Below are 20,565 nucleotides of genomic sequence, written 5' to 3' on the forward strand. Positions count from 1 at the left end.
ATTAAAACCTTGATGTAAACCACTAATATCCCATTTAAACGACATTCGGGGTTGTCTCAGATATTCACTGTGTTAGGGTAAAAAGCTCTTTTATTTTGCTAAGGACAGCTCATATCGCTTTAATTAAACCAGAGGAAACAGCAAATTGCATGGCAATTAAACTTGAAGTAAAGAACCTGTATAAGATATTTGGCGAACACCCGGAACGCGCATTCAAACTGCTGGATAAAGGTCTGACAAAAGATCGGCTGTTTGAAAAAACCGGCTTATCGCTCGGCGTAAAAGACGCCACTCTGGCCATTGAAGAAGGCGAGATATTTGTCATCATGGGGCTCTCCGGTTCCGGCAAGTCCACCCTGGTACGCCTTCTCAATCGTCTGATAGAACCCACCCGCGGTCAGGTACTGATCGACGGTGAGGACATCGCCAAAATATCCGACACCGCGCTGCGTACCGTGCGGCGAAATAAGATCAGCATGGTATTTCAGTCATTCGCGCTAATGCCGCACATGAATGTCCTGAATAATACCGCCTTCGGTATGGAATTAGCCGGCATACCGCTGCAGGAGCGCCAGGAAAAAGCGCTGGATGCCCTGCGCCAGGTCGGGCTGGAGAATTATGCGCTGTCTTATCCGGATGAATTATCCGGCGGTATGCGCCAGCGCGTGGGATTAGCCCGCGCCCTGGCCAATAACCCGGATATATTATTGATGGACGAAGCCTTCTCGGCGCTCGATCCGTTAATTCGTACCGAAATGCAGGATGAGCTGGTGAAATTACAGGCCCAGCATCAACGCACCATCGTGTTTATTTCCCACGATCTGGACGAAGCGATGCGCATCGGCGATCGCATCGCCATCATGCAGGGCGGTGAGGTGATCCAGGTCGGTACCCCGGACGAGATCCTGAATAACCCGGCCAACGACTATGTGCGCACCTTCTTCCGCGGCGTGGACATCAGTCATGTGTTCAGCGCCAAGGATATCGCCCAACGGCGCCCGGTGACGCTGATCCGCAAAACCCCCGGTTTTGGCCCCCGTTCGGCGCTGCAGCTGCTGCGCGATGAGGACCGAGATTATGGTTATGTTGTTGAACGCGGGAAGAAATTTATCGGCGTAGTGTCGATAGAGTCGCTGAAAAAGGCGCTGTCCGCCAATCAAACGCTGGACGATGCCCTGCTCGAGGCCCCCGCCGCCGTGCCGGCCGACACGCCGCTCAGCGATCTGATCTCCCTGGTCGCCCAGGCGCCGTGCGCGGTGCCGGTGGTGTGCGAAGAACATAACTATCTCGGCATCATCTCCAAGGCCATGCTGCTGCAGGCGTTGGACAAGGAGGGCTCCGCCAATGAGTGATACCACGCAAACCCAAGATCCCTGGGCTACCGCACCGGTCGATGCCGGTGCCGCACCCACAAACGATGCCGCCGCCAACGCCGGCGACGCCTGGTCCAGCACGCCAGCGCCGGCCGCCCATGACGCCGCCGCGTCAGGCACCGATTGGCTCAGCGGCGCCCCGGCGCAGCCGGAGCACTTCAGCCTGCTCGATCCGTTCCACAAAGCCTGGGTGCCGTTCGACGCCTGGGTCACGCAAGGCATCGACTGGCTGGTGCTGCACTTCCGCCCGCTGTTCCAGGGCATCCGCGTGCCGGTCGACATGATCCTGAGCGGCTTCCAGCAGCTTCTGCTGGGCATGCCGGCGCCGATCGCCATTCTGGTGTTTTCGCTGCTCGCTTGGCAGGTCTCAGGCCTCGGCATGGGCGCCGCCACGCTGCTCTCCCTGGTCGCCATCGGCGCCATCGGCGCCTGGTCGCAGGCGATGGTCACGCTGGCGCTGGTACTGACCGCGCTGTTCTTCTGCATTCTTATCGGCCTGCCGCTCGGCATCTGGCTGGCGCGCAGCAAGCATGCCGCCAAGGTGATTAGACCGCTGCTCGACGCCATGCAGACCACCCCGGCCTTCGTCTACCTGGTGCCGATCGTCATGCTGTTCGGCATCGGCAACGTGCCGGGCGTGGTGGTGACCATCATCTTCGCGCTGCCGCCGATCGTGCGCCTGACCATTCTGGGCATCAAGCAGGTGCCGGAGGATCTGATCGAGGCCGCCGAATCCTTCGGCGCCAGCCCGCGTCAGCTGCTGTTCAAGGTGCAGCTGCCGCTGGCGATGCCGACCATCATGGCCGGCGTTAACCAGACGCTGATGTTGGCGCTGTCGATGGTCGTCATTGCCTCGATGATCGCCGTCGGCGGCTTGGGCCAGATGGTGCTGCGCGGCATCGGCCGGCTGGACATGGGCCTGGCCGCCGTCGGCGGCGTCGGCATCGTAATCCTGGCGATCATTCTCGATCGCCTCACCCAATCGCTGGGGCGCGATCGCCGCAGCAAAGGCATCGGCCGCTGGTATCGCCGCGGCCCCATCGGGCTGCTGACTCGCCTGTTCATCAAACAAGCCTGACGCTTTTCCCGCCGGCGGCTGCGGCCCCGGCGGGCTATGACACCACCACATCGAAAAAAGGGGAAACACTATGCGCACTACGGGCATCTGGGCTCTCGCCCTGACGACGCTGATCGGCTCACAGAGCGTGAGCGCGGCAGATTTACCCGGTAAGGGGATCGCGGTTCAGCCGGTGCAAAGCACCATTTCCGAAGAGACGTTCCAGACGCTGCTGGTCAGCAAGGCGCTGGAAAAATTGGGTTACGACGTGAAGGAACCGCGTGAAGTGGATTACAACGTCGCCTACACCTCGATCGCCTCCGGCGACGCGACCTTTATCGCGGTCAACTGGGATCCGCTGCACGCCGATCAGTACAAGGCCGCCGGCGGCGACGCCAAGTTCTACCGCGAAGGCGTCTACGTCAACGGCGCCGCGCAGGGCTACCTGATCGACAAGAAAACCGCCGAGCAGTACCACATCACCAACGTCGAGCAGCTCAAGGATCCCAAGATCGCCAAGCTGTTCGACACCAACGGCGACGGCAAGGCCGATCTGACCGGCTGCACCCCGGGCTGGGGCTGCGAAGCGGTGATTAACCACCACATCAAGGCCTATGGCCTGAGCAATACCGTCGAACACAACCAGGGCAACTACGCGGCGATGATCGCCGACACCATCACCCGCTACAAAGAGGGCAAACCGGTGCTGTATTACACCTGGACGCCGTACTGGGTCAGCGATGTGATGGTGCCGGGGCGCGACGTGGTCTGGCTGCAGGTGCCGTTCTCCTCCCTGCCGGGCGAGCAGAAGAACGTCGACACCAAGCTGCCTAACGGCGCCAACTACGGCTTCCCGGTCAACACCATGCGCATCGCCGCCAACAAGCAGTGGGCCGAAGCCAATCCGGCGGCCGCCAAGCTGTTCGCCATCATGAAGCTGCCGATCGCCGACATCAACGCGCAAAACCTGCGCATGCATGAAGGCCAGGCTTCGGAAGCCGACATCCAGAACCACGTCAACGGTTGGATCAAGGCGCACCAGGCCACCTTCGACGGCTGGGTGAAAACCGCCGCCGAAGCGGCGAAGCCGTAACCGTTCAGGGGCGCCGCCAGTGCCGCGCCCCTACCCCGCCATATCGATGCCGCTGAAATGCAAAAAGCGCTCGGCGATAATCGACATGGGCTGCGGCCAAATGCAATACACCTGGCGCCGCGGCCCGTCTTCAATCGGAATCGACACCAGCGCGCTCAAGCGTTGCGCGGTCGAAATCGGTACGATGCCCGCCGCCAGCCCGCGCCGCACCAAATTCTCCAGCCATTCGATATGATCGATTTCAAAACTGACGTGCCGACGAATGCCCGCCGCCTGAAAGGCGCGATCGGTTTGGCGCCGCGCGCCGGTGCCGCTGTAGAAATCCACCAGCGGCACTTCCGCCAGCGCCTGCAGGTTCACCCGCTCGCGGCCGGCCAGCGGATGCTGCGGCGCCACCAGCGCCACCAGCGGCTCATCGGCCAACTGCCGGTGCGACATCGGCAGCAGATCGGCATCGCCCGGCCAGATGCCGACGAACGCCATATCGCATTTTTGCTGGCGTACGTCCTCCAGCAGCGCTTCGCTCATGCCGACGTACAGGCGGATATTCACCGCCGGATAGTGGCGATGAAACTTGTCGAGCCTTTCGGTCAGAGCCATCACGTTTATCGTTGAAATGGTGCCGATGGTCAGGGTGCCGGACACCGCGCCGTCGGCCGCCGTCACCTCCTCCACCAGCGCCTGCTGCGCCGCCAGCAGGCGCTGCGCAGGGGCCACGAAAGCCTGGCCGGCCGGGGTCAACCGCACCCGACGCGAAGTGCGTTCAAACAGCGTGCAGCCCAGCTCTTCTTCCAGTTTGGCGATCTGGTGGCTCAGCGCCGACTGCACCGTATGGCAGCGCTGCGCCGCCCGGGTAAAGTTCAGCTCTTCCGCCACCGCCAGCGCATAGCGGATCTGTTTCAGGTTCATGGCATCTATCTTGAAATGAGATAAATAAAATGAAAATTATACATTGGTTTCCCGGCGTGCGTTGCCGGATACTGCGCGCCATCTTCTTCCCGTGATGAAAAAACCATGAGCCAACAAAACGCCCACCCGGGCCTCAGCCCGGCGCTGACCGTGCTGATCGCCATCGCTACCGGCCTGGCGGTCGCCAGCAACTATTACGCGCAGCCGCTGCTGGAAACCATCGCCACCGGCTTCAACCTGTCGGTCAATCAGGCCGGCTTTATCGTGACCGCCGCGCAGCTCGGTTACGCCACCGGGCTGCTGCTGCTGGTGCCGCTCGGCGATATGTTCGAGCGCCGCGGGCTGATCGTGTTCATGACGCTGCTGGCCGCCGGGGGCATGCTGATCACCGCCACCTCCGCCACCCTGCCGATGATGATCCTCGGCACCGCGCTTACCGGGCTGTTCTCGGTGGTGGCGCAGATCCTGGTGCCGCTGGCCGCCACGCTGGCCCACCCGGAAAAGCGCGGCAAGACCGTCGGCATCATCATGAGCGGCCTGCTGCTCGGCATCCTGCTGGCGCGTACCGTCGCGGGGGCACTGGCGTCGTTTGGCGGCTGGCGCACCATCTACTGGGTCGCCAGCGTGCTGATGATCCTGATGGCGCTGATCCTGTGGCGCGCGCTGCCGCGCTATAAGCAACACTCCGGGCTGAACTACCCGCAGCTGCTGGCCTCGATCTTCAGCCTGTTCTGCCGCACGCCGCTGCTGCGCACCCGCGCCATCCTCGGCGCCCTGTCGTTCGCCAACTTCAGCGTGCTCTGGACCTCCATGGCCTTTCTGCTCGCCGCGCCGCCGTTCAACTATTCCGAGGGGGTGATCGGGCTGTTCGGCCTGGTGGGCGCCGCCGGGGCGCTGGCCGCTTCACGCGCCGGGCATCTGGCGGACAAGGGCAAAGCCGGATTGACCACCACCGTCGGCCTGGTGCTGCTGCTGCTGTCCTGGATACCTATCGCGTTCGCCAAACAATCGCTGTGGGCGCTGATCGCCGGCATCCTGATCCTCGATCTGGCGGTGCAGGCGGTACACGTCACCAACCAGAGCGTGATGTACCGCATCATGCCGGACGCGCGCAACCGCCTGACCGCCGGCTACATGACCAGCTACTTTATCGGTGGCGCCCTCGGTTCACTGCTCTCCGCCTCGGCCTATCAGCATGCCGGCTGGTACGGCGTGGCCGCCGCCGGCGGGGTGTTATGCCTGCTCAACCTGCTGACCTGGTGGCTCGGCAAGCACCACGATCCGCAGGGGCCGGCGACAATCTGATTATCGTGCAAATAGTCACTTAAGAAATTTATTAGCGGTGCAGGGTATAAACATTACTTACTCTCTGGTAATGTTCTGGGCATAAACTATTGAAGTCCTATCTACCCTGCGACCCACAACCATGCAAAGCCAAGCTGCAGACAGCCTCAATCCGCCCGCCGTCAGCGCCACCTTCGCCAACGGCGTCGTCGACAGTTTGCCGATCGTCATCGGGTATGTCCCGGTGGCGTTCGCCTTTGGCCTCAGTGCCGTCAAACTGGGCTTTTCCCCGCTGGAAAGCATTTTCTTCTCCTGCATTATCTACGCCGGTGCCAGCCAGTTCGTGATCACCGCCCTGTTGAGCGCCGGGATGTCGCTGTGGGTCTCCGCGTTAACGGTGATGGCGATGGATGTGCGCCACCTGCTCTACGGCCCGGCGCTGCGCCACCGCATCGTCTCGCGCATGTCGCCCGGTAAAACGGCGATGTGGGCCTTTGGCCTGACCGATGAGGTCTTCGCCGCCGCTACCGCCAGGCTGATGCGCAATAACCGCAGCTGGAGCGAAAACTGGATGCTGGGCATCGCGCTCTGTTCCTGGCTTTCCTGGGTGGCCGGCACCGCGCTCGGCGCGCTGTTCGGCAACGGCCCGCTGGAGCAGTTCCCGGTGATCGAAGCCTCGCTGGCCTTCATGCTGCCGGCGCTGTTTCTCAGTTTCCTGCTGGCCGCCTTCCGGCGCCCGCAGAGCCTGACCATTGCTGCCGCATTGGCCGGCGCGCTGCTCGGCGTGGTGCTGTTCTCCATTCCGGTCGCCATTTTGGCCGGCATCGGCGCCGGCTGCGTCGCCGCCCTGTTCCAGCCCGCCCCTGCGGAGGCCAACCATGAACACTGATGTGCTGGTGATCGGCCTGGTGGTGGGCTGCGCCAATTACCTGTTCCGTTATCTGCCGCTGCGGCTGGCACCGGCGCGCGCCCAGCCCGGCCTCAAACGCGGTAAAGCCGCCCTGCTGCTCGACAGCATCGGCATCGCCTCGATCTGCGCCCTGCTGGTGGTCTCCAGCACGCCGGTCGTCATGCGCGAACCGGACAAGCTGCTGCCGACGTTGGCGGGGTTCGCCGCACTGGCGCTGTGCTTCTACCGCAGCAAAAGCATCATTCTGTCGACGCTGCTCGGCGCGACGGCCTTTGGCGTCACATTAAAGCTGTTAATGCTTTTCGGTCCGGGCTGACGCCGCTCCCGATCGTTTGGCTTCACTTTGGCGTTTTCATGCGTCACATCTTTACAAACACTGACAAATGACACGAATTGCTAAATTATCCGCACGGCTGAACATTTACATTATTAGTCACCGTCGTTACTATCTCGAACGAAATTAATGAGGCCCTAAATTATGGAAAGCTCGTTTGCCCCCATAGAACAAATGCTGAATTTCCGCGCCACCCGGCAGAAAGATTTCCCTTATCAGGAAATCCTGCTGACCCGCCTGTGCATGCACATGCAAGGCAAGCTGCTGGAAAACCGCAATAAGATGCTGAAGGCGCAGGGGATTAACGAAACACTGTTTATGGCGCTGATCACCCTGGATGCGCAGGAAAGCCACAGCATCCAACCTTCTGAGCTAAGCTCTGCTTTAGGCTCCTCGCGCACCAATGCGACCCGCATCGCCGACGAGCTGGAGAAACGCGGCTGGATCGAGCGCCGGGAAAGCGACAACGATCGCCGCTGCCTGCATCTGCATCTGACGCCGCAGGGGGAAGAATTTCTCAGTCAACTGCTGCCGCCGCAGCACCAATGTCTGCATTTCCTGTGGTCCACGCTGACCGACGATGAGCAAAAACAGCTGGAACAGCTGACGCGCAAATTGCTGGCACGTCTGGATCAAATGGAAATCACAGAACAGTTATCCTAATTCACAATTTCTGTTCAGGTACCTACTTATGCGATCCCCATTTAACTGGAGATTCACCCCGCTGTTCGCCGTGTTGCTGCTGGCCGGGTGTGCTTCGACCGATAATATTGCCCCGCAATCCACGCTGATGGATCCGCAGAGCCTGCAGTTGGCTCAGCCGAAAGTCAGTTCGCTGGCCGTCAGCCCGCAGTGGTGGCGCGCCCTCAAGGATCCGCAGCTGGACGCCTTGATGACGCAGACGCTGCAAAGCTCGCCGACCCTGCGGCAGGCCGCCGCCCGCGTGCGCGAAGCGCAGAGCGTGGTGGGTGAAGCCAGCGCCGCCAACGGGCCGAACCTGGATCTGAACGCCAGCACCCAACGCCAGCGCGTGCCGCAAAACGTCAATATGGGGCTGGGGTATCCGCATAAGCCGATCTACGAAAGCTCCAACTCACTGGGGCTGAACCTGGCGTACGAGTTCGACTGGTGGGGCAAATACCGCAACCAGGTGAACGCCGCCAAGGCGCAGGTCAACGCCGCGCGCGCCGAGCAGGAACAGGCGGCGCTGACGCTGACCAGTTCGGTGGCGTCCGCCTACTATCAGCTGCAGAGCAACCTGGCGCTCGAGAAGCTGCTGCAGCAGGAAGTGAACAACAATGAGCGCCTGACCGCGCTGCGCCAACAGCGCTATCAGGCCGGCCTGACCGGCGTCGACGTGCCGCAACAAACCCAGGCGCAGTCCGACGTCGCCAAGCAGCAGATCCTGCAGCTGCAATCGCAGATCGAGCAGCTCAGACACCAGCTCGCCGCGCTGGCCGGCCAGGGGCCGAACGCCATGCAGCACCTGCGTCAGGTGCCGTTGCCCGCAGACAACCTGATGGCGCCGCAGGGCGAGCTGACGGCGGATCTGCTGGGCAAACGCCCGGACATCGCCGCGCAACGCCAGCTGGTGGAGTCTTACAGCCAGCGCGTCAGCGCCGCGCGTAAAGAGTTTTACCCCAGCCTGACCATTTCAGCCTTCGCCGGCCTGATGACCACCAATACCAGTGGCACCAGCCCGAATCTGTTTGAAGCGGCCAGCCAGGCCTGGAACGTGATGCCGGCGATTTCGCTGCCGATCTTCCACGCCGGGGCGCTGCGCAGCAAGCTGGGCGAGGAATCCGCGCTGTATGACGAAGCGGTGGAATCCTACAACCAAACCATCCTGAATGCGGTACAGGAAACCGCCGACGCCATCACCATCCAGCAGAGCTCTGCGCAACAGCAGCTGCAGGCGGCGTCCGCGGCCCAGTCGATGCAACAGGTGTATCAGGTCGCCAACGCCCGTTACCAGGCAGGGATTATCGGACGCGACGATCTGTTGACCAGCCAGACGCAGCTATTACAGCAGCAACAGGCGGAGTTGAATGCCAGCAGCAATTTACTGCAGGCGAAGATAGGACTGATCCGCGCGCTGGGCGGTGGCTATCAGGCCCCGGCCGCAGCGGATTCGAAAGCATAATAATATAAGGCTTGGAGAACACCATGAGCGCAAGCGCGGAAATCCAAAACCCGCAGCAGCCGAACGGCAAAAAGAAGCAGCGTAAATTTTGGCTGCTGTTGCTGACGGTTATTTTCATTGTTATAGGGGTGGCTTACTTAGTGTATTGGTTCCTGGTGCTGCGTCATCACCAGGAAACCGACGACGCCTACGTCTCCGGCAACCAGGTGCAGATCATGGCCCAGGTGTCCGGCAGCGTGAACAGCGTCAATTTCGACAACACCGACTACGTCAAGCAGGGCGACGTGCTGCTGACGCTCGATCCGACCGATGCCGAGCAGGCGTTTGAACGCGCCAAGACCGGCCTGGCCAACAGCGTGCGTCAGACCCACCAGCTGATCATCAACAGCAAGCAATATCAGGCCAACATCGCCCTGCGCAAGACCGATCTGAGCAAGGCCGAGAACGATCTGAAGCGCCGCGTGGTGCTGGGCAGCGTTGACGCCATCGGCCGCGAAGAGCTGCAACACGCTCGCGATGCGGTCGACAGTGCCAAGGCCGCGCTGGAAGTGGCGGTGCAGCAATACAACGCCAATCAGGCGATGGTGCTGAACACCCCGCTGGAACAGCAGCCGGCGATCCAACAGGCCGCCGCGCAGATGCGCGATGCCTGGCTGGCGCTGCAGCGTACCAAAGTGATCAGCCCGATTACCGGCTATGTCTCGCGCCGCAGCGTGCAGGTCGGCGCGCAGATCGCCGCCGGTTCGCCGCTGATGGCGGTGGTGCCGGCCGATCACATTTGGGTTGACGCCAACTTCAAGGAAACCCAGATCGCCAACATGCGCATCGGCCAGCCGGCGACGGTGGTCAGCGACGTCTACGGCGACGACGTGGTGTATCAGGGCAAAGTGGCCGGTATCGACATGGGCACCGGTAGCGCCTTCTCCCTGCTGCCGGCGCAAAACGCCACCGGCAACTGGATCAAAGTGGTGCAACGTCTGCCGGTGCGTATTGAGCTCGACGCCAAGCAGGTGGCCGATCATCCGCTGCGCATCGGTCTTTCTACGCTGGTGACCGTCGACACCGCCAACCTGGACGGCCGCGTGCTGGCCGACGTGGTGCGCGACAAACCGCTGTATCAGAGCGACGCGCTGGCGTTGAATCTGGCGCCGGTTAACCAGCTGATCGCCGACGTGATCCATGCGAACGCCGGCTAAGCGCGCGGGAGGCCATCTTGCCACAGAAACCGCTTGAAGGCGCCCAGCTTGCCTGGATGACGGTCGCGCTCGCCATGGCGACCTTCATGCAGGTGCTGGACTCCACCATCGCCAACGTGGCGATCCCCACCATTTCCGGTAACCTCGGGTCTTCCAACTCGCAGGGCACCTGGGTGATCACCTCGTTTGGCGTGGCGAACGCCATCTCGATTCCGATCACCGGCTGGCTGGCGAAGCGCTTCGGCGAAGTGCGGCTGTTCCTCTGGTCCACCGCGCTGTTCGCCCTCGCCTCCTGGCTGTGCGGCATCTCCAACAGCCTCGGCATGCTGATCTTCTTCCGCGTGATCCAGGGCGTGGTGGCCGGGCCGCTGATCCCGCTGTCGCAGAGCCTGTTGCTGAACAACTATCCGCCCGCCAAGCGAGCGATGGCCCTGGCGCTTTGGTCGATGACCGTTATCGTCGCGCCGATCTTTGGGCCGATCCTCGGCGGCTATATCAGCGACAACTACCATTGGGGCTGGATCTTCTTCATCAACATCCCGATCGGCGTCTTCGTGATCGTGGCGGCGATGGCGACGTTGAAGGGGCGGGAAACCAAAACCGAGATCAAACCGATCGACACCGTCGGCCTGGTATTGCTGATCGTCGGCATCGGTTCGCTGCAGATCATGCTCGATCAGGGCAAGGAGCTGGACTGGTTCAACTCGACCGAGATCATCACGCTCACCGTCGTCGCGGTGGTGGCGCTGCTGTTCCTGGTGGTGTGGGAGCTGACGGACGACCATCCGGTGGTGGATCTGTCGCTGTTCAAGTCGCGCAACTTCACCATCGGCTGCCTGTGTATCAGCCTGGCCTACATGCTGTACTTCGGCGCCATCGTGCTCTTGCCGCAGCTGCTGCAAGAGGTGTACGGCTATACCGCCACTTGGGCGGGGCTGGCGTCGGCGCCGGTTGGGCTGATCCCGGTGCTGCTGTCGCCGATCATCGGCAAGTTCGGCAATCGGCTCGACATGCGCCGGCTGGTCACCTTCAGCTTCATCATGTATGCCGTGTGCTTCTACTGGCGTGCCTATACGTTTGAACCGGGTATGGACTTCGGCGCTTCCGCCTGGCCGCAGTTTGTCCAGGGCTTCGCCATCGCTTGCTTCTTCATGCCGTTGACCACCATCACGCTGTCCGGCCTGCCGCCGGAACGCATGGCGGCGGCGTCGAGCCTGTCGAACTTCACGCGAACGCTGGCGGGGTCGATCGGTACCTCGATCACCACCACCCTGTGGACGCAGCGCGAATCGCAGCACCATTCGCAGCTGACGGAGTTCGTCAACCCGTACAACCCGCAGTCGCAGGAGATGTACCGGCAGCTGGAGCAGCTCGGCATGAGCAAACAACAGGCGTCGGCGTATATCGCCAACGAGATCACCGCGCAGGGTCTGATCATCTCCGCCAACGAGATCTTCTGGCTGTCGGCCGGGGTATTCCTGGTGCTGCTGGTGCTGGTGTGGGTGGCGAAACCGCCGTTCAGCTCCGGCGGCGGTGGGGGCGGTGGCGCTCACTAAGCTTCAATAAACGAAACGGGCGCCCTGGGGCGCCCGTTTTTTTATCCGACGTAGAACAGATTACGCCTGATTCTGACGCCACCAGTCCGCCAGCAGAATGCCGGTCGCTACGGAAACGTTCAGGCTTTCCACCTTGCCGGTGCCGCCGATAGACACGTTCATGTCGCCCTGCTGCCAGGCGCTGTCGCTCAGACCGTCACGTTCCTGGCCCAGCACCAGCACCATCTTGGCCGGCAGCTTGGCCTGCGCCAGCGCGGTGCCTTTGTGGCTGGAGGTGGTAACGATGGTGTAACCCGCCTTGCGGAAGGTGTCCAGCACCGACAGGAAATCGTCGGCGTTGATCGCCTTGATGTGCTCTGCGCCGCCCTCTGCGGTACGCACCGCCGCGCCGGATTCCAGCAGCGCCGGATCCTGCAGCAGCACGCCGTTGACGCCGAAGTGAGCGCAAGAACGGACGATAGCGCCCAGGTTATGCGGGTTACCCACTTCTTCCAGCGCCAGCACGCAGTCGGTCGCCGGTGCGCTTTTCAGGTAGGTCTGCGCATCCAGGCCCTGACGCTTTTTGATCAGGAAGCAGACGCCGCCGTGGTGCTCGGTGCCGGACGCCTTGGCCAGCTCTTCCTCATCCACCACGTGGTAAGCCTTGCGGTTAGCCGCCATCCAGCGCAGCGCCTCGCGGAAACGCGGGGTGACCGACTGCACGAACCAGGCGCGCACGATCGCTTCCGGGCGGCTGGCGAACAGCGCCTGACAGGCGTTTTCACCGTAAACGCGGGTTTCTTCCGCACGCTGACGGCGCAGCTGTTCCGGATCGATAAAGCTTTTGCCGCTGATACCGCCGTGATCGAACGCCGGCTCTTCATTCGGCGCGCGCGAAACGGTTCTCCACGGCGACTCGTTGCCACCGCGATCTTCAGAGCGCGCCGGACGGCGAGGACGATCGCTTTCACTGCGGCGGGAGTCGGCGCCGCGGCGATCGTTGCCGCCGCGCGCCTTGTCTTGACCGGTGCGGCCCGAGCGCGCACCGTCAGCCGGACGGCCTTTGCCGGCCGGACGTTTATTCTTGTTGCGGTCGTCGCCGTTGTCGTCGTCATTGCGGACGTACATCACTTTGACTTTACCGTTCTTGCCACTAAATGAATCGTTCATTGTCTTCTCCACCAACGCGCAGGGCGCGAAGATTACCTGATGTTGGTGCATGAAGCCACCAACTTGCGCTAAAAGCTCCCAACTATCACATCCATTGAACAAACCTCATTGTTCATGCGCCGGGTTTTGCCGATAATTGTCAGCATTAAAGAAACATCTCTGCAACTGCGTTGCGGGGACCATGCTTTCTCTGTACCCGAGGTCAACATGAATACAGTTTGTGCAGCTTGCAATGCCACCAACCGCGTGCCGGAAGAACGTCTGGCGGACAACGCGAAATGCGGCCGCTGCGGCCATGAGCTCTTCGACGGTGAAGTGATCAACGCCACCGCCGCCACGCTGGACCAGCTGCTGCAGGACGATCTGCCGGTCGTGGTCGATTTCTGGGCGCCATGGTGCGGCCCGTGCCGCAGCTTTGCGCCGATCTTTGAAGACGTGGCCGAAGAGCGCGCCGGCAAAGTGCGCTTCGTGAAAGTGAACACTGAAGCCGAGCCGGAGCTGAGCGCCCGTTTCCGCATACGCAGCATCCCGACCATCATGGTGTTCCGTCAGGGCAAGATGGTCGACATGCTCAACGGCGCGATGCCGAAAGCGCCGTTTGACAACTGGCTCAACGAGTTAGTGTGATTCGGCAAGTATAGGCCGTATCCCGCCATCGCGCGCGAACGCGCCTCGATCGAGCCCGCCCCTCCCGGCGGGCTTTTTTCTGCGTTACAATGGCGGTTTTTCCCAGGATCGTTATGACCGACAACGCCGTACTTCGCCTGCGCCAATTCCGTTTAGACCGCGCCACCCGCCCTTTTCTGGCGCGCGGTTGCCGGGTGGCGCGTTGTCAGGGTTGCCTGCTGCCGCATAAAAACTGCCTGTGCGACACCATTCGCCCGCAGCAGGCCGGCAGCCGTTTCTGCCTGATCATGTTCGGCGCCGAGCCGCTCAAGCCCAGCAACACCGGCCGCCTGATCGCCGATATCCTGCCGGACACCCAGGCGTTCCTCTGGTCGCGCACCGAAGTCGATCCGGCCCTGCTGGCGGCCATCAACGATCCGGCGCGGCAGCCTTATGTGGTGTTCCCCGCTTCCTACGCCGACGCCGAACGGCCGGTGTTCAGCGAGCTGCCCGCCGGCGGCAAACCGCCGCTGTTCATCATGCTGGACGGCACCTGGGCGGAAGCGCGCAAAATGTTCCGTAAAAGCCCATACCTCAATCAATTCCCGGTGTTTTCCCTCAACGTCGACGCGGCATCGGACTACCAGCTGCGCGAAGCCAGCCGCGCCGAGCAACACTGCACGGCGGAAGTGGCCGCCGCCCTGCTGCAACAGGCGGGCGATCTGCCGGCCGCCGACGGATTAAATCAGCATTTCCGCTATTTCCGTCAACAATATCTGGCGGGAAAACCGACCCGGCCGGAGGCACCGGTCACAGCAATGTAGCCAGAAAGCGCCTAAAATCAGGCGTAACGTTGCCAAAAGGAGCCGTGCATGAGCCAGCGAGGGTTAGAAGCGCTATTACGTCCCAAATCGATCGCCGTGCTGGGCGCTTCGCAGCAGCCCGGCCGCGCCGGCAACCTGATGATGAGCAACCTGCTGGCCGGCGGTTTCGGCGGGCCCATCTTGCCGGTCACGCCGCGCTACAAAGCGGTCTGCGGCGTCATGGCCTACCCCGACGTCGCCAGCCTGCCGCTGACGCCGGATCTGGCGATCATCTGCACCCACGCCAAACGCAATCTGGCGCTGATTGAAGCGCTGGGCCAACGCGGCTGTAAAACCGCCATCGTACTCTCTTCGCCGCCGGAACAGTTTGCCGAGCTGAAGGCCTGCGCGCAGCGCTACGCCATGCGGCTGTTGGGCCCCAACAGCCTGGGGCTGCTGGCGCCGTGGCAGGGCATCAACGCCAGCTTCTCGCCGGTGCCGATCCAAAAGGGCAAGCTGGCGTTTATTTCGCAGTCCGCCGCCGTAGCCAACACCATTCTCGACTGGGCGCAGCAGCGCGAAGTCGGCTTCTCTTACTTTATCGCGCTGGGCGACAGCCTGGACATCGACGTCGACGACCTGCTCGACTTTTTGGCGCGCGACAGCAAGACCAGCGCCATTCTGCTGTATCTGGAAAACATCAGCGATGCGCGGCGCTTTCTCTCCGCCTCGCGCAGCGCCTCGCGCAACAAGCCCATTCTGGTGATCAAAAGCGGCCGCAGCCAACAGGCGCAGCTGTTGCTCAACAGCCAGCTGGGGCTGGACGCCGCCTATGACGCCGCCATCCAGCGCGCCGGCCTGCTGCGCGTGCAGGATACCCATGAGCTGTTCTCGGCGGTGGAAACCCTCAGCCATATGCATCCGCTGCGCGGCGAGCGGCTGATGATCGTCAGCAACGGGGCGGCGCCGGCGGCGATGGCGCTGGACGAACTGCTCGGACGCAACGGCAAGCTGGCCACGCTGAGCGATGAGAGCCTGGCGACATTGAGCGACGCGCTGCCGGATTTCATCCGCGCCGGCAACCCGCTCGACCTGCGCGACGATGCCACGCCGCAGCGCTTCCTGGCGGCAATCGAAGCGCTGCTCGACAGCCACGACTATGACGCGCTGCTGTTAATCCATGCGCCGAGCGCGGCGGCGCCGGGCACCGCCACGGCGGAAAGGCTGATCGAGGCGCTGCACCGCCATCCGCGCGGCAAACGCATCACGCTGCTGACCAACTGGTGCGGCGAATACTCTTCGCAAGAGGCGCGCCGGTTATTTACCGAGGCCGCCATTCCCACCTACCGCACGCCGGAAGGCGCAGTGACCGCCTTTATGCATATGGTGGAATATCGCCGCAACCAGAAGCAGTTGAAAGAGACGCCGGCGCTGCCGGTCGGCCTCACCGCCAACACCGCCGACGCCCACCGCCTTATCCATCAGGCGCTGGCCGAAGGCGCCACCCAGTTGGATACCCACGAGGTGCAATCCATCCTGCAGGCCTACGATCTGAGCACCCTGCCGACCTGGATTGCCGAGGACAGCGCCGAAGCGGTGCACATTGCCGAACAGATCGGCTACCCGGTGGCGCTGAAGCTGCGTTCGCCGGATATCCCGCATAAATCGGAAGTTCAGGGCGTCATGCTCTACCTGCGCACCGCGACCGAAGTGCAGCGCGCGGCGGAGGCGATCCTCGACCGCGTGAAGCGCACCTACCCCCAGGCGCGTATCCATGGCCTGCTGGTGCAGAGCATGGCCAACCGCGCCGGTGCCCAGGAGCTGCGCATCGCGGTAGAGCAGGATGCGATTTTCGGCCCGCTGATCATGCTGGGCGAAGGCGGCGTAGAGTGGCGCCAGGAAAATCAGGTGGCGGTCGCGCTGCCGCCGCTGAACATGGCGCTGGCGCGTTATCTGGTGCTGCAGGCGGTGAAAGGCGGCAAGATCCGCGGCCGCAGCGCGCTGCGGCCTTTGGATATCCCTGGGCTGAGCCGCCTGCTGGTGCAGGTCTCCAACCTTATCCTCGACTGCCCGGAGATCGCCCGGTTGGATATTCACCCGGTGCTGGCCTCCGGCAGCGAGTTCACCCTGCTGGACGTTTCGATGCAGCTCGCGCCGTTCAGCGGCGATCCGCAGGCGCGGCTGGCGATCCGCCCTTATCCGCAGGAGCTGGAAGAGACCATCGCGCTGAAAGACGGCAGCCAATGCCTGTTCCGCCCAATCCTGCCGGAAGACGAACCGGCGCTGAAGCATTTCATCGATAGAGTGACCAAGGAAGATCTCTATTATCGCTACTTCAGCGAGATCAACGAGTTTACCCATGACGATTTGGCCAACATGACGCAGATCGACTACGATCGAGAAATGGCCTTTGTAGCGGTGCGCGCAGACGAGATCATCGGCGTGACCCGCGCGCTGTCCGATCCGGACAACACCGACGCCGAATTCGCCGTGCTGGTGCGTTCCGATCTGAAAGGCGTGGGCCTGGGCCGTCAGCTGCTGGAGAAAATGATCGCCTATGCGCGCGCTCATGGCCTGACTCGCCTGAGCGGCATCACCATGCCGAATAACCGCGGCATGATCGCACTGGCGCAGCGGCTGGGCTTTGGCATCGAGGTGCAGCTTGAGGACGGCATCGTCAATCTGACGCTGCCGCTGCAGGCCGCCGACGCGCAGTGACCTGCGTCGCAATGCGCTACGAATCCACCACTTAACGCCAAAACATACGCACAATCGAGGCAACTAATGGTATTATCGCCCGATTATTCGGTTTATTGTTTTTAAGCCTGTGGCGTTCCGGCCATCAATCATGAGAGAAGAAACGCACTGTGATGTTGTCAAAATTTAAACGTAGCAAACATCAACAACACCTTGCACAACTGCCCAAACTCCCCCAGACGGTTGCTGATGTTCGTACGCTGTACGCGCCGTCCGACTTTCGCACCACGCTGCTGGACGCCATCGCCAACGCCACCCAACGTATCTATCTGGTGGCCCTGTATCTGGAGCATGACGACGCCGGGCGCGAGATCCTCAACGCGCTGTATCAAGCCAAGCAGCAGCGGCCCGAGCTGGAAATCTGCGTGCTGGTCGACTGGCACCGCGCACAGCGCGGGCGCATCGGCGCCGCCGCCGCCAATACCAACGCCGACTGGTACTGCGCCATGGCCAGCCAACATCCAGAGCAATCGGTGCCTATCTACGGCGTGCCGGTCAATACCCGCGAAGCGCTGGGCGTACTGCACCTGAAGGGCTTCGTGGTCGACGATACCGTGATCTACAGCGGCGCCAGCATCAATGACGTCTATCTGCATCAGCATGAGAAATACCGTTACGATCGCTACCAGCTGATCAGCAACGAGGCGTTGGCCGATACCCTGATCGATTACATCAAGCAGCATCTGCTCACCGCCGGCGCCGTACAGCGCCTCGATCGCAGCGATCGGCCGAAAAGCCCGGAGATCAAAAACGAGACCCGTCTGTTCCGTTTCGCCCTGCGCCGCGCCGGTTACCACTTCCGCGGTAAAGCCGGTAACGATGAGCTGGCGGTGACGCCGCTGGTTGGGCTTGGCAAGCAAAGCGTGCTGAATAAAACCATTCATCACCTGATGTCGTGCGCCGACCAGAAACTGACGCTGTGTACCCCCTATTTCAACCTGCCGGCGCTGCTGGTGCGCAACATCATTTATCTGCTGCGCCAGGGCAAACAGGTGGAGATCATCGTCGGCGACAAAACCGCCAACGACTTCTATATTCCGGAAGACCAGCCGTTCAAAATCATCGGCGCGCTGCCCTACCTGTACGAGATCAACCTGCGCCGCTTCCTGAGCCGCTTGCAGCGTTACGTCGACACCGGTCAGCTGATCGTGCGCCTGTGGAAAGATGGCGATAACAGTTATCACCTGAAAGGCATGTGGGTAGACGAAGAGTGGCAGCTGGTCACCGGCAATAACCTCAACCCACGCGCCTGGCGGCTGGATCTGGAAAACGCCATTCTGATCCACGATCCCAAGCAGGAAATGCGCGAGCAGCGGCAAAAAGAGCTGGAATGCATCCGCACCCACACCACCGTGGTCGGCCATTATCAGGAGCTGCAAAGCATTCAGCAGTACCCGATCAAGGTACGCAAGCTGATTCGCCGTCTGCGGCGCATCCGCATCGATCGGCTGATTAGCCGTATCCTGTAAGATCTACTCTGACCCCGGCCAAGGCCGGGGTTTTTATTACAGCTGTATCTCCTTGCCTTTGCGATGCAGCCGGAGCGAGACCAGCAACGCCAGCAGGCACATGCCGGAAACGTACCAGAAGAAAGCGTTCTCCACGCCGAACGATTTCAGCGACAGCGCGACATATTCCGCCGAACCGCCGAACAGGGCATTCGCTACCGCATAAGACAAGCCTACCCCTAACGCCCGCACCTCCGGCGGGAACATCTCGGCTTTAAGCAGCCCGCTGATCGCGGTGTAGAAGCTGACGACGAACAACGCCAGCACGATCAGGCCGAACGCCATAAAGGGATTGGTCACCTCTTTCAGGGCAAACAGAATTGGCACCGTCAGCACAGTGGCCAATGCCGAGAAGATCAGCATCGAGCTGCGACGGCCGATTTTATCCGAGAACGCGCCTACCGCCGGCTGCAGCAGCATAAAGACGAACAGCGCGACGGTCATGATGGCGCTGGCCAGCTTGGCGTCCATACCGGCAGTGTTCACCAGATATTTCTGCATGTAGGTGGTGAAGGTGTAGAAGGTCAGCGAACCGGCGGCGGTAAAGCCCAGCACCATCAGAAACGCTTTGCGGTTTTTCCACAGCCCCGTCAGCGAACCGGCATCTTTGTGGTTACGCGTCTTCGCATCAGAGGTTTCATTCAGCGAACGGCGCAGGTACAGCGCCACTACCGCCAACACGGCCCCCAGGGCAAACGGAATACGCCATCCCCAGGCCTTCAGCTCTTCGCCGGACAATATTTGCTGCAGGATCACCAATACCAGCAGCGCCAGCAGTTGCCCGCCGATCAGCGTGACATACTGGAACGAGGCATAAAAGCCACGGCGGCCCTTGATCGCCACCTCGCTCATGTAGGTAGCGCTGGTGCCGTACTCGCCGCCCACCGACAGCCCCTGGAACAGGCGCGCAAGCAGCAGCAGCGCCGGTGCCCAGCTGCCGATCGATTCATATGTCGGCAGGCAGGCGATCACCAGCGATCCGGCGCACATCATGCAGACCGAAATCAGCATTGAGTTTTTTCGGCCATGTTTGTCGGCAATATAGCCGAACAGCCAGCCGCCGATAGGTCGCATAAAGAAGCCAGCGGCGAATACCCCGGCGGTTTGCAGCAGCTGCGTGGTGCTGTTGCCCGCCGGAAAAAATGAGGCGGCAAAGTAGATTGAGCAGAAGGAGTAAACGTAAAAATCAAACCACTCCACCAGATTGCCTGACGAAGCCCCAACGATAGCGAAAATGCGTTTTTTGTTATCCAGCGCCCCCTGTTCGACGCCGCGCTCACCCTCAAGAGCCGAGGTTGTTTCTGTCATGATGTTTTCTCCGAGCCATAGCAATGATGAAATTTGGCTTCCTGCCGCCCTGGTTGTTACTTTATTGTTATTTATAAGTTAACAGTCAAACTTAATAGCGGACGAAGAATATCTGGGTTTCATTCAAAAAATGAATTGGTTTTGTGATGAATATAGAATCGTGAGATGAAAGATGAAGCGGGTTACAACGGGGATTTTCCATTTTACGCATAGCAAAAAGCCCTGAACGTCAGTTCAGGGCTTTCGGCTTTGTTTGATGCCTGGCAGTGTCCTACTCTCGCATGGGGAGACCCCACACTACCATCGGCGCTACGGCGTTTCACTTCTGAGTTCGGCATGGGATCAGGTGGGACCACCGCGCTATTGCCGCCAGGCAAATTCTGTTTCATTCCAACCGCGCCACTCTCGTGTCGCCATCAGAACCAATCTCGGAACTTCGCTGAAAATCTCTCTAAAAACACCTTCGGTGTTGTAAGGTTAAGCCTCACGGATCATTAGTACTGGTTAGCTCAATGCATCGCTGCACTTACACACCCAGCCTATCAACGTCTTAGTCTTAAACGTTCCTTCAGGGGCCTT

At 61.3% G+C, this 20,565-nt stretch carries 17 protein-coding genes and 2 rRNA genes; 14 read left to right on the plus strand and 5 right to left on the minus strand.

All coding sequences use genetic code 11. The features are described from left to right. Positions 1–149 precede the first annotated feature (149 nt). From proV to proX, 3 genes are all read left to right on the plus strand, one after another. Positions 150–1,352, plus strand: a complete 1,203-nt coding sequence (proV, locus tag QOL81_RS21180) for a glycine betaine/L-proline ABC transporter ATP-binding protein ProV (protein WP_038872840.1) — start codon at positions 150–152, stop codon at positions 1,350–1,352. Then, positions 1,345–2,451 (plus strand): glycine betaine/L-proline ABC transporter permease ProW, encoded by a 1,107-nt coding sequence (gene proW / locus QOL81_RS21185; RefSeq protein ID WP_197827283.1) that lies wholly within the window; start codon positions 1,345–1,347, stop codon positions 2,449–2,451. The genes proV and proW overlap by 8 nt, the downstream gene beginning before the upstream one ends. Before the next feature lie 70 nt (positions 2,452–2,521). Continuing rightward, positions 2,522–3,523, plus strand: coding sequence for a glycine betaine/L-proline ABC transporter substrate-binding protein ProX (gene proX / locus QOL81_RS21190; protein ID WP_033635697.1), 1,002 nt, complete (start codon positions 2,522–2,524; stop codon positions 3,521–3,523). A gap of 30 nt (positions 3,524–3,553) precedes the next feature. On the opposite strand, the gene QOL81_RS21195 is transcribed toward proX, so the two are convergent. Continuing rightward, positions 3,554–4,432 carry a LysR family transcriptional regulator gene (locus QOL81_RS21195; RefSeq protein ID WP_197827282.1) on the minus strand — a complete coding sequence of 293 codons (879 nt, stop codon included), beginning with the start codon at positions 4,430–4,432 and terminating at the stop codon, positions 3,554–3,556. A gap of 105 nt (positions 4,433–4,537) precedes the next feature. Between QOL81_RS21195 and QOL81_RS21200 the strand changes: the two genes are divergently transcribed. The 7 genes from QOL81_RS21200 to emrB all read left to right on the plus strand — a co-directional run bounded on the left by QOL81_RS21200 (position 4,538) and on the right by emrB (position 11,855). Next, positions 4,538–5,737 (plus strand): MFS transporter, encoded by a 1,200-nt coding sequence (locus tag QOL81_RS21200; RefSeq protein WP_033632267.1) that lies wholly within the window; start codon positions 4,538–4,540, stop codon positions 5,735–5,737. 121 nt (positions 5,738–5,858) lie between these two features. Continuing rightward, positions 5,859–6,605: an AzlC family ABC transporter permease gene (locus tag QOL81_RS21205; protein WP_038872849.1), complete on the plus strand. Its 747-nt coding sequence runs from the start codon at positions 5,859–5,861 to the stop codon at positions 6,603–6,605. Then, positions 6,595–6,942, plus strand: a complete 348-nt coding sequence (gene ygaH / locus QOL81_RS21210; protein ID WP_025304001.1) for an L-valine transporter subunit YgaH — start codon at positions 6,595–6,597, stop codon at positions 6,940–6,942. Before QOL81_RS21205 ends, ygaH begins: the two co-directional genes overlap by 11 nt. Before the next feature lie 162 nt (positions 6,943–7,104). Further along, the gene (gene mprA / locus QOL81_RS21215; RefSeq protein ID WP_025160249.1) at positions 7,105–7,623 is read left to right on the plus strand and encodes a transcriptional repressor MprA; all 519 of its coding nucleotides are present in this window, start codon (positions 7,105–7,107) and stop codon (positions 7,621–7,623) included. Between the two features lie 28 nt (positions 7,624–7,651). Beyond that, positions 7,652–9,103 (plus strand): efflux transporter outer membrane subunit, encoded by a 1,452-nt coding sequence (locus QOL81_RS21220; protein ID WP_060425102.1) that lies wholly within the window; start codon positions 7,652–7,654, stop codon positions 9,101–9,103. Between the two features lie 23 nt (positions 9,104–9,126). After that, complete coding sequence (gene emrA, locus QOL81_RS21225) at positions 9,127–10,299, plus strand: multidrug efflux MFS transporter periplasmic adaptor subunit EmrA (RefSeq protein WP_033635707.1); 1,173 nt, start codon at positions 9,127–9,129, stop codon at positions 10,297–10,299. Between the two features lie 17 nt (positions 10,300–10,316). Further along, complete coding sequence (gene emrB, locus QOL81_RS21230) at positions 10,317–11,855, plus strand: multidrug efflux MFS transporter permease subunit EmrB (RefSeq protein ID WP_038872860.1); 1,539 nt, start codon at positions 10,317–10,319, stop codon at positions 11,853–11,855. 60 nt (positions 11,856–11,915) lie between these two features. Here emrB and QOL81_RS21235 read toward each other — a convergent pair whose 3' ends face one another. After that, the gene (locus tag QOL81_RS21235) at positions 11,916–13,004 is read right to left on the minus strand and encodes a tRNA/rRNA methyltransferase (protein ID WP_197768843.1); all 1,089 of its coding nucleotides are present in this window, start codon (positions 13,002–13,004) and stop codon (positions 11,916–11,918) included. Positions 13,005–13,211: 207 nt separating this feature from the next. Here QOL81_RS21235 and trxC point away from each other — a divergent pair, with 207 nt between their 5' ends. The 4 genes from trxC to pssA all read left to right on the plus strand — a co-directional run bounded on the left by trxC (position 13,212) and on the right by pssA (position 18,639). After that, positions 13,212–13,631 (plus strand): thioredoxin TrxC, encoded by a 420-nt coding sequence (gene trxC / locus QOL81_RS21240; protein ID WP_004928868.1) that lies wholly within the window; start codon positions 13,212–13,214, stop codon positions 13,629–13,631. A gap of 113 nt (positions 13,632–13,744) precedes the next feature. Next, a complete protein-coding gene (locus QOL81_RS21245; RefSeq protein ID WP_060431249.1) occupies positions 13,745–14,434 on the plus strand; it encodes a tRNA-uridine aminocarboxypropyltransferase in 690 nt (229 codons plus the stop codon). A gap of 48 nt (positions 14,435–14,482) precedes the next feature. After that, positions 14,483–17,131 (plus strand): bifunctional acetate--CoA ligase family protein/GNAT family N-acetyltransferase, encoded by a 2,649-nt coding sequence (locus QOL81_RS21250; protein ID WP_049272601.1) that lies wholly within the window; start codon positions 14,483–14,485, stop codon positions 17,129–17,131. Between the two features lie 152 nt (positions 17,132–17,283). Next, on the plus strand, positions 17,284–18,639 hold the full coding sequence (gene pssA, locus QOL81_RS21255; RefSeq protein WP_283440017.1) for a CDP-diacylglycerol--serine O-phosphatidyltransferase: 1,356 nt from the start codon (positions 17,284–17,286) through the stop codon (positions 18,637–18,639). 36 nt (positions 18,640–18,675) lie between these two features. Here the strand turns inward: pssA and QOL81_RS21260 are convergent, their stop codons facing one another. The 3 genes from QOL81_RS21260 to QOL81_RS21270 all read right to left on the minus strand — a co-directional run. Further along, positions 18,676–19,986 carry an MFS family transporter gene (locus QOL81_RS21260; protein WP_060441101.1) on the minus strand — a complete coding sequence of 437 codons (1,311 nt, stop codon included), beginning with the start codon at positions 19,984–19,986 and terminating at the stop codon, positions 18,676–18,678. 258 nt (positions 19,987–20,244) lie between these two features. Then, positions 20,245–20,360: ribosomal RNA gene (gene rrf, locus QOL81_RS21265) — 5S ribosomal RNA — on the minus strand. Between the two features lie 99 nt (positions 20,361–20,459). Further along, positions 20,460–20,565 (minus strand): 23S ribosomal RNA (locus QOL81_RS21270); the annotation flags it as partial.

The organism is Serratia sp. CC22-02, assembly GCF_900182895.1.
Lineage (GTDB): Bacteria > Pseudomonadota > Gammaproteobacteria > Enterobacterales > Enterobacteriaceae > Serratia > Serratia nevei.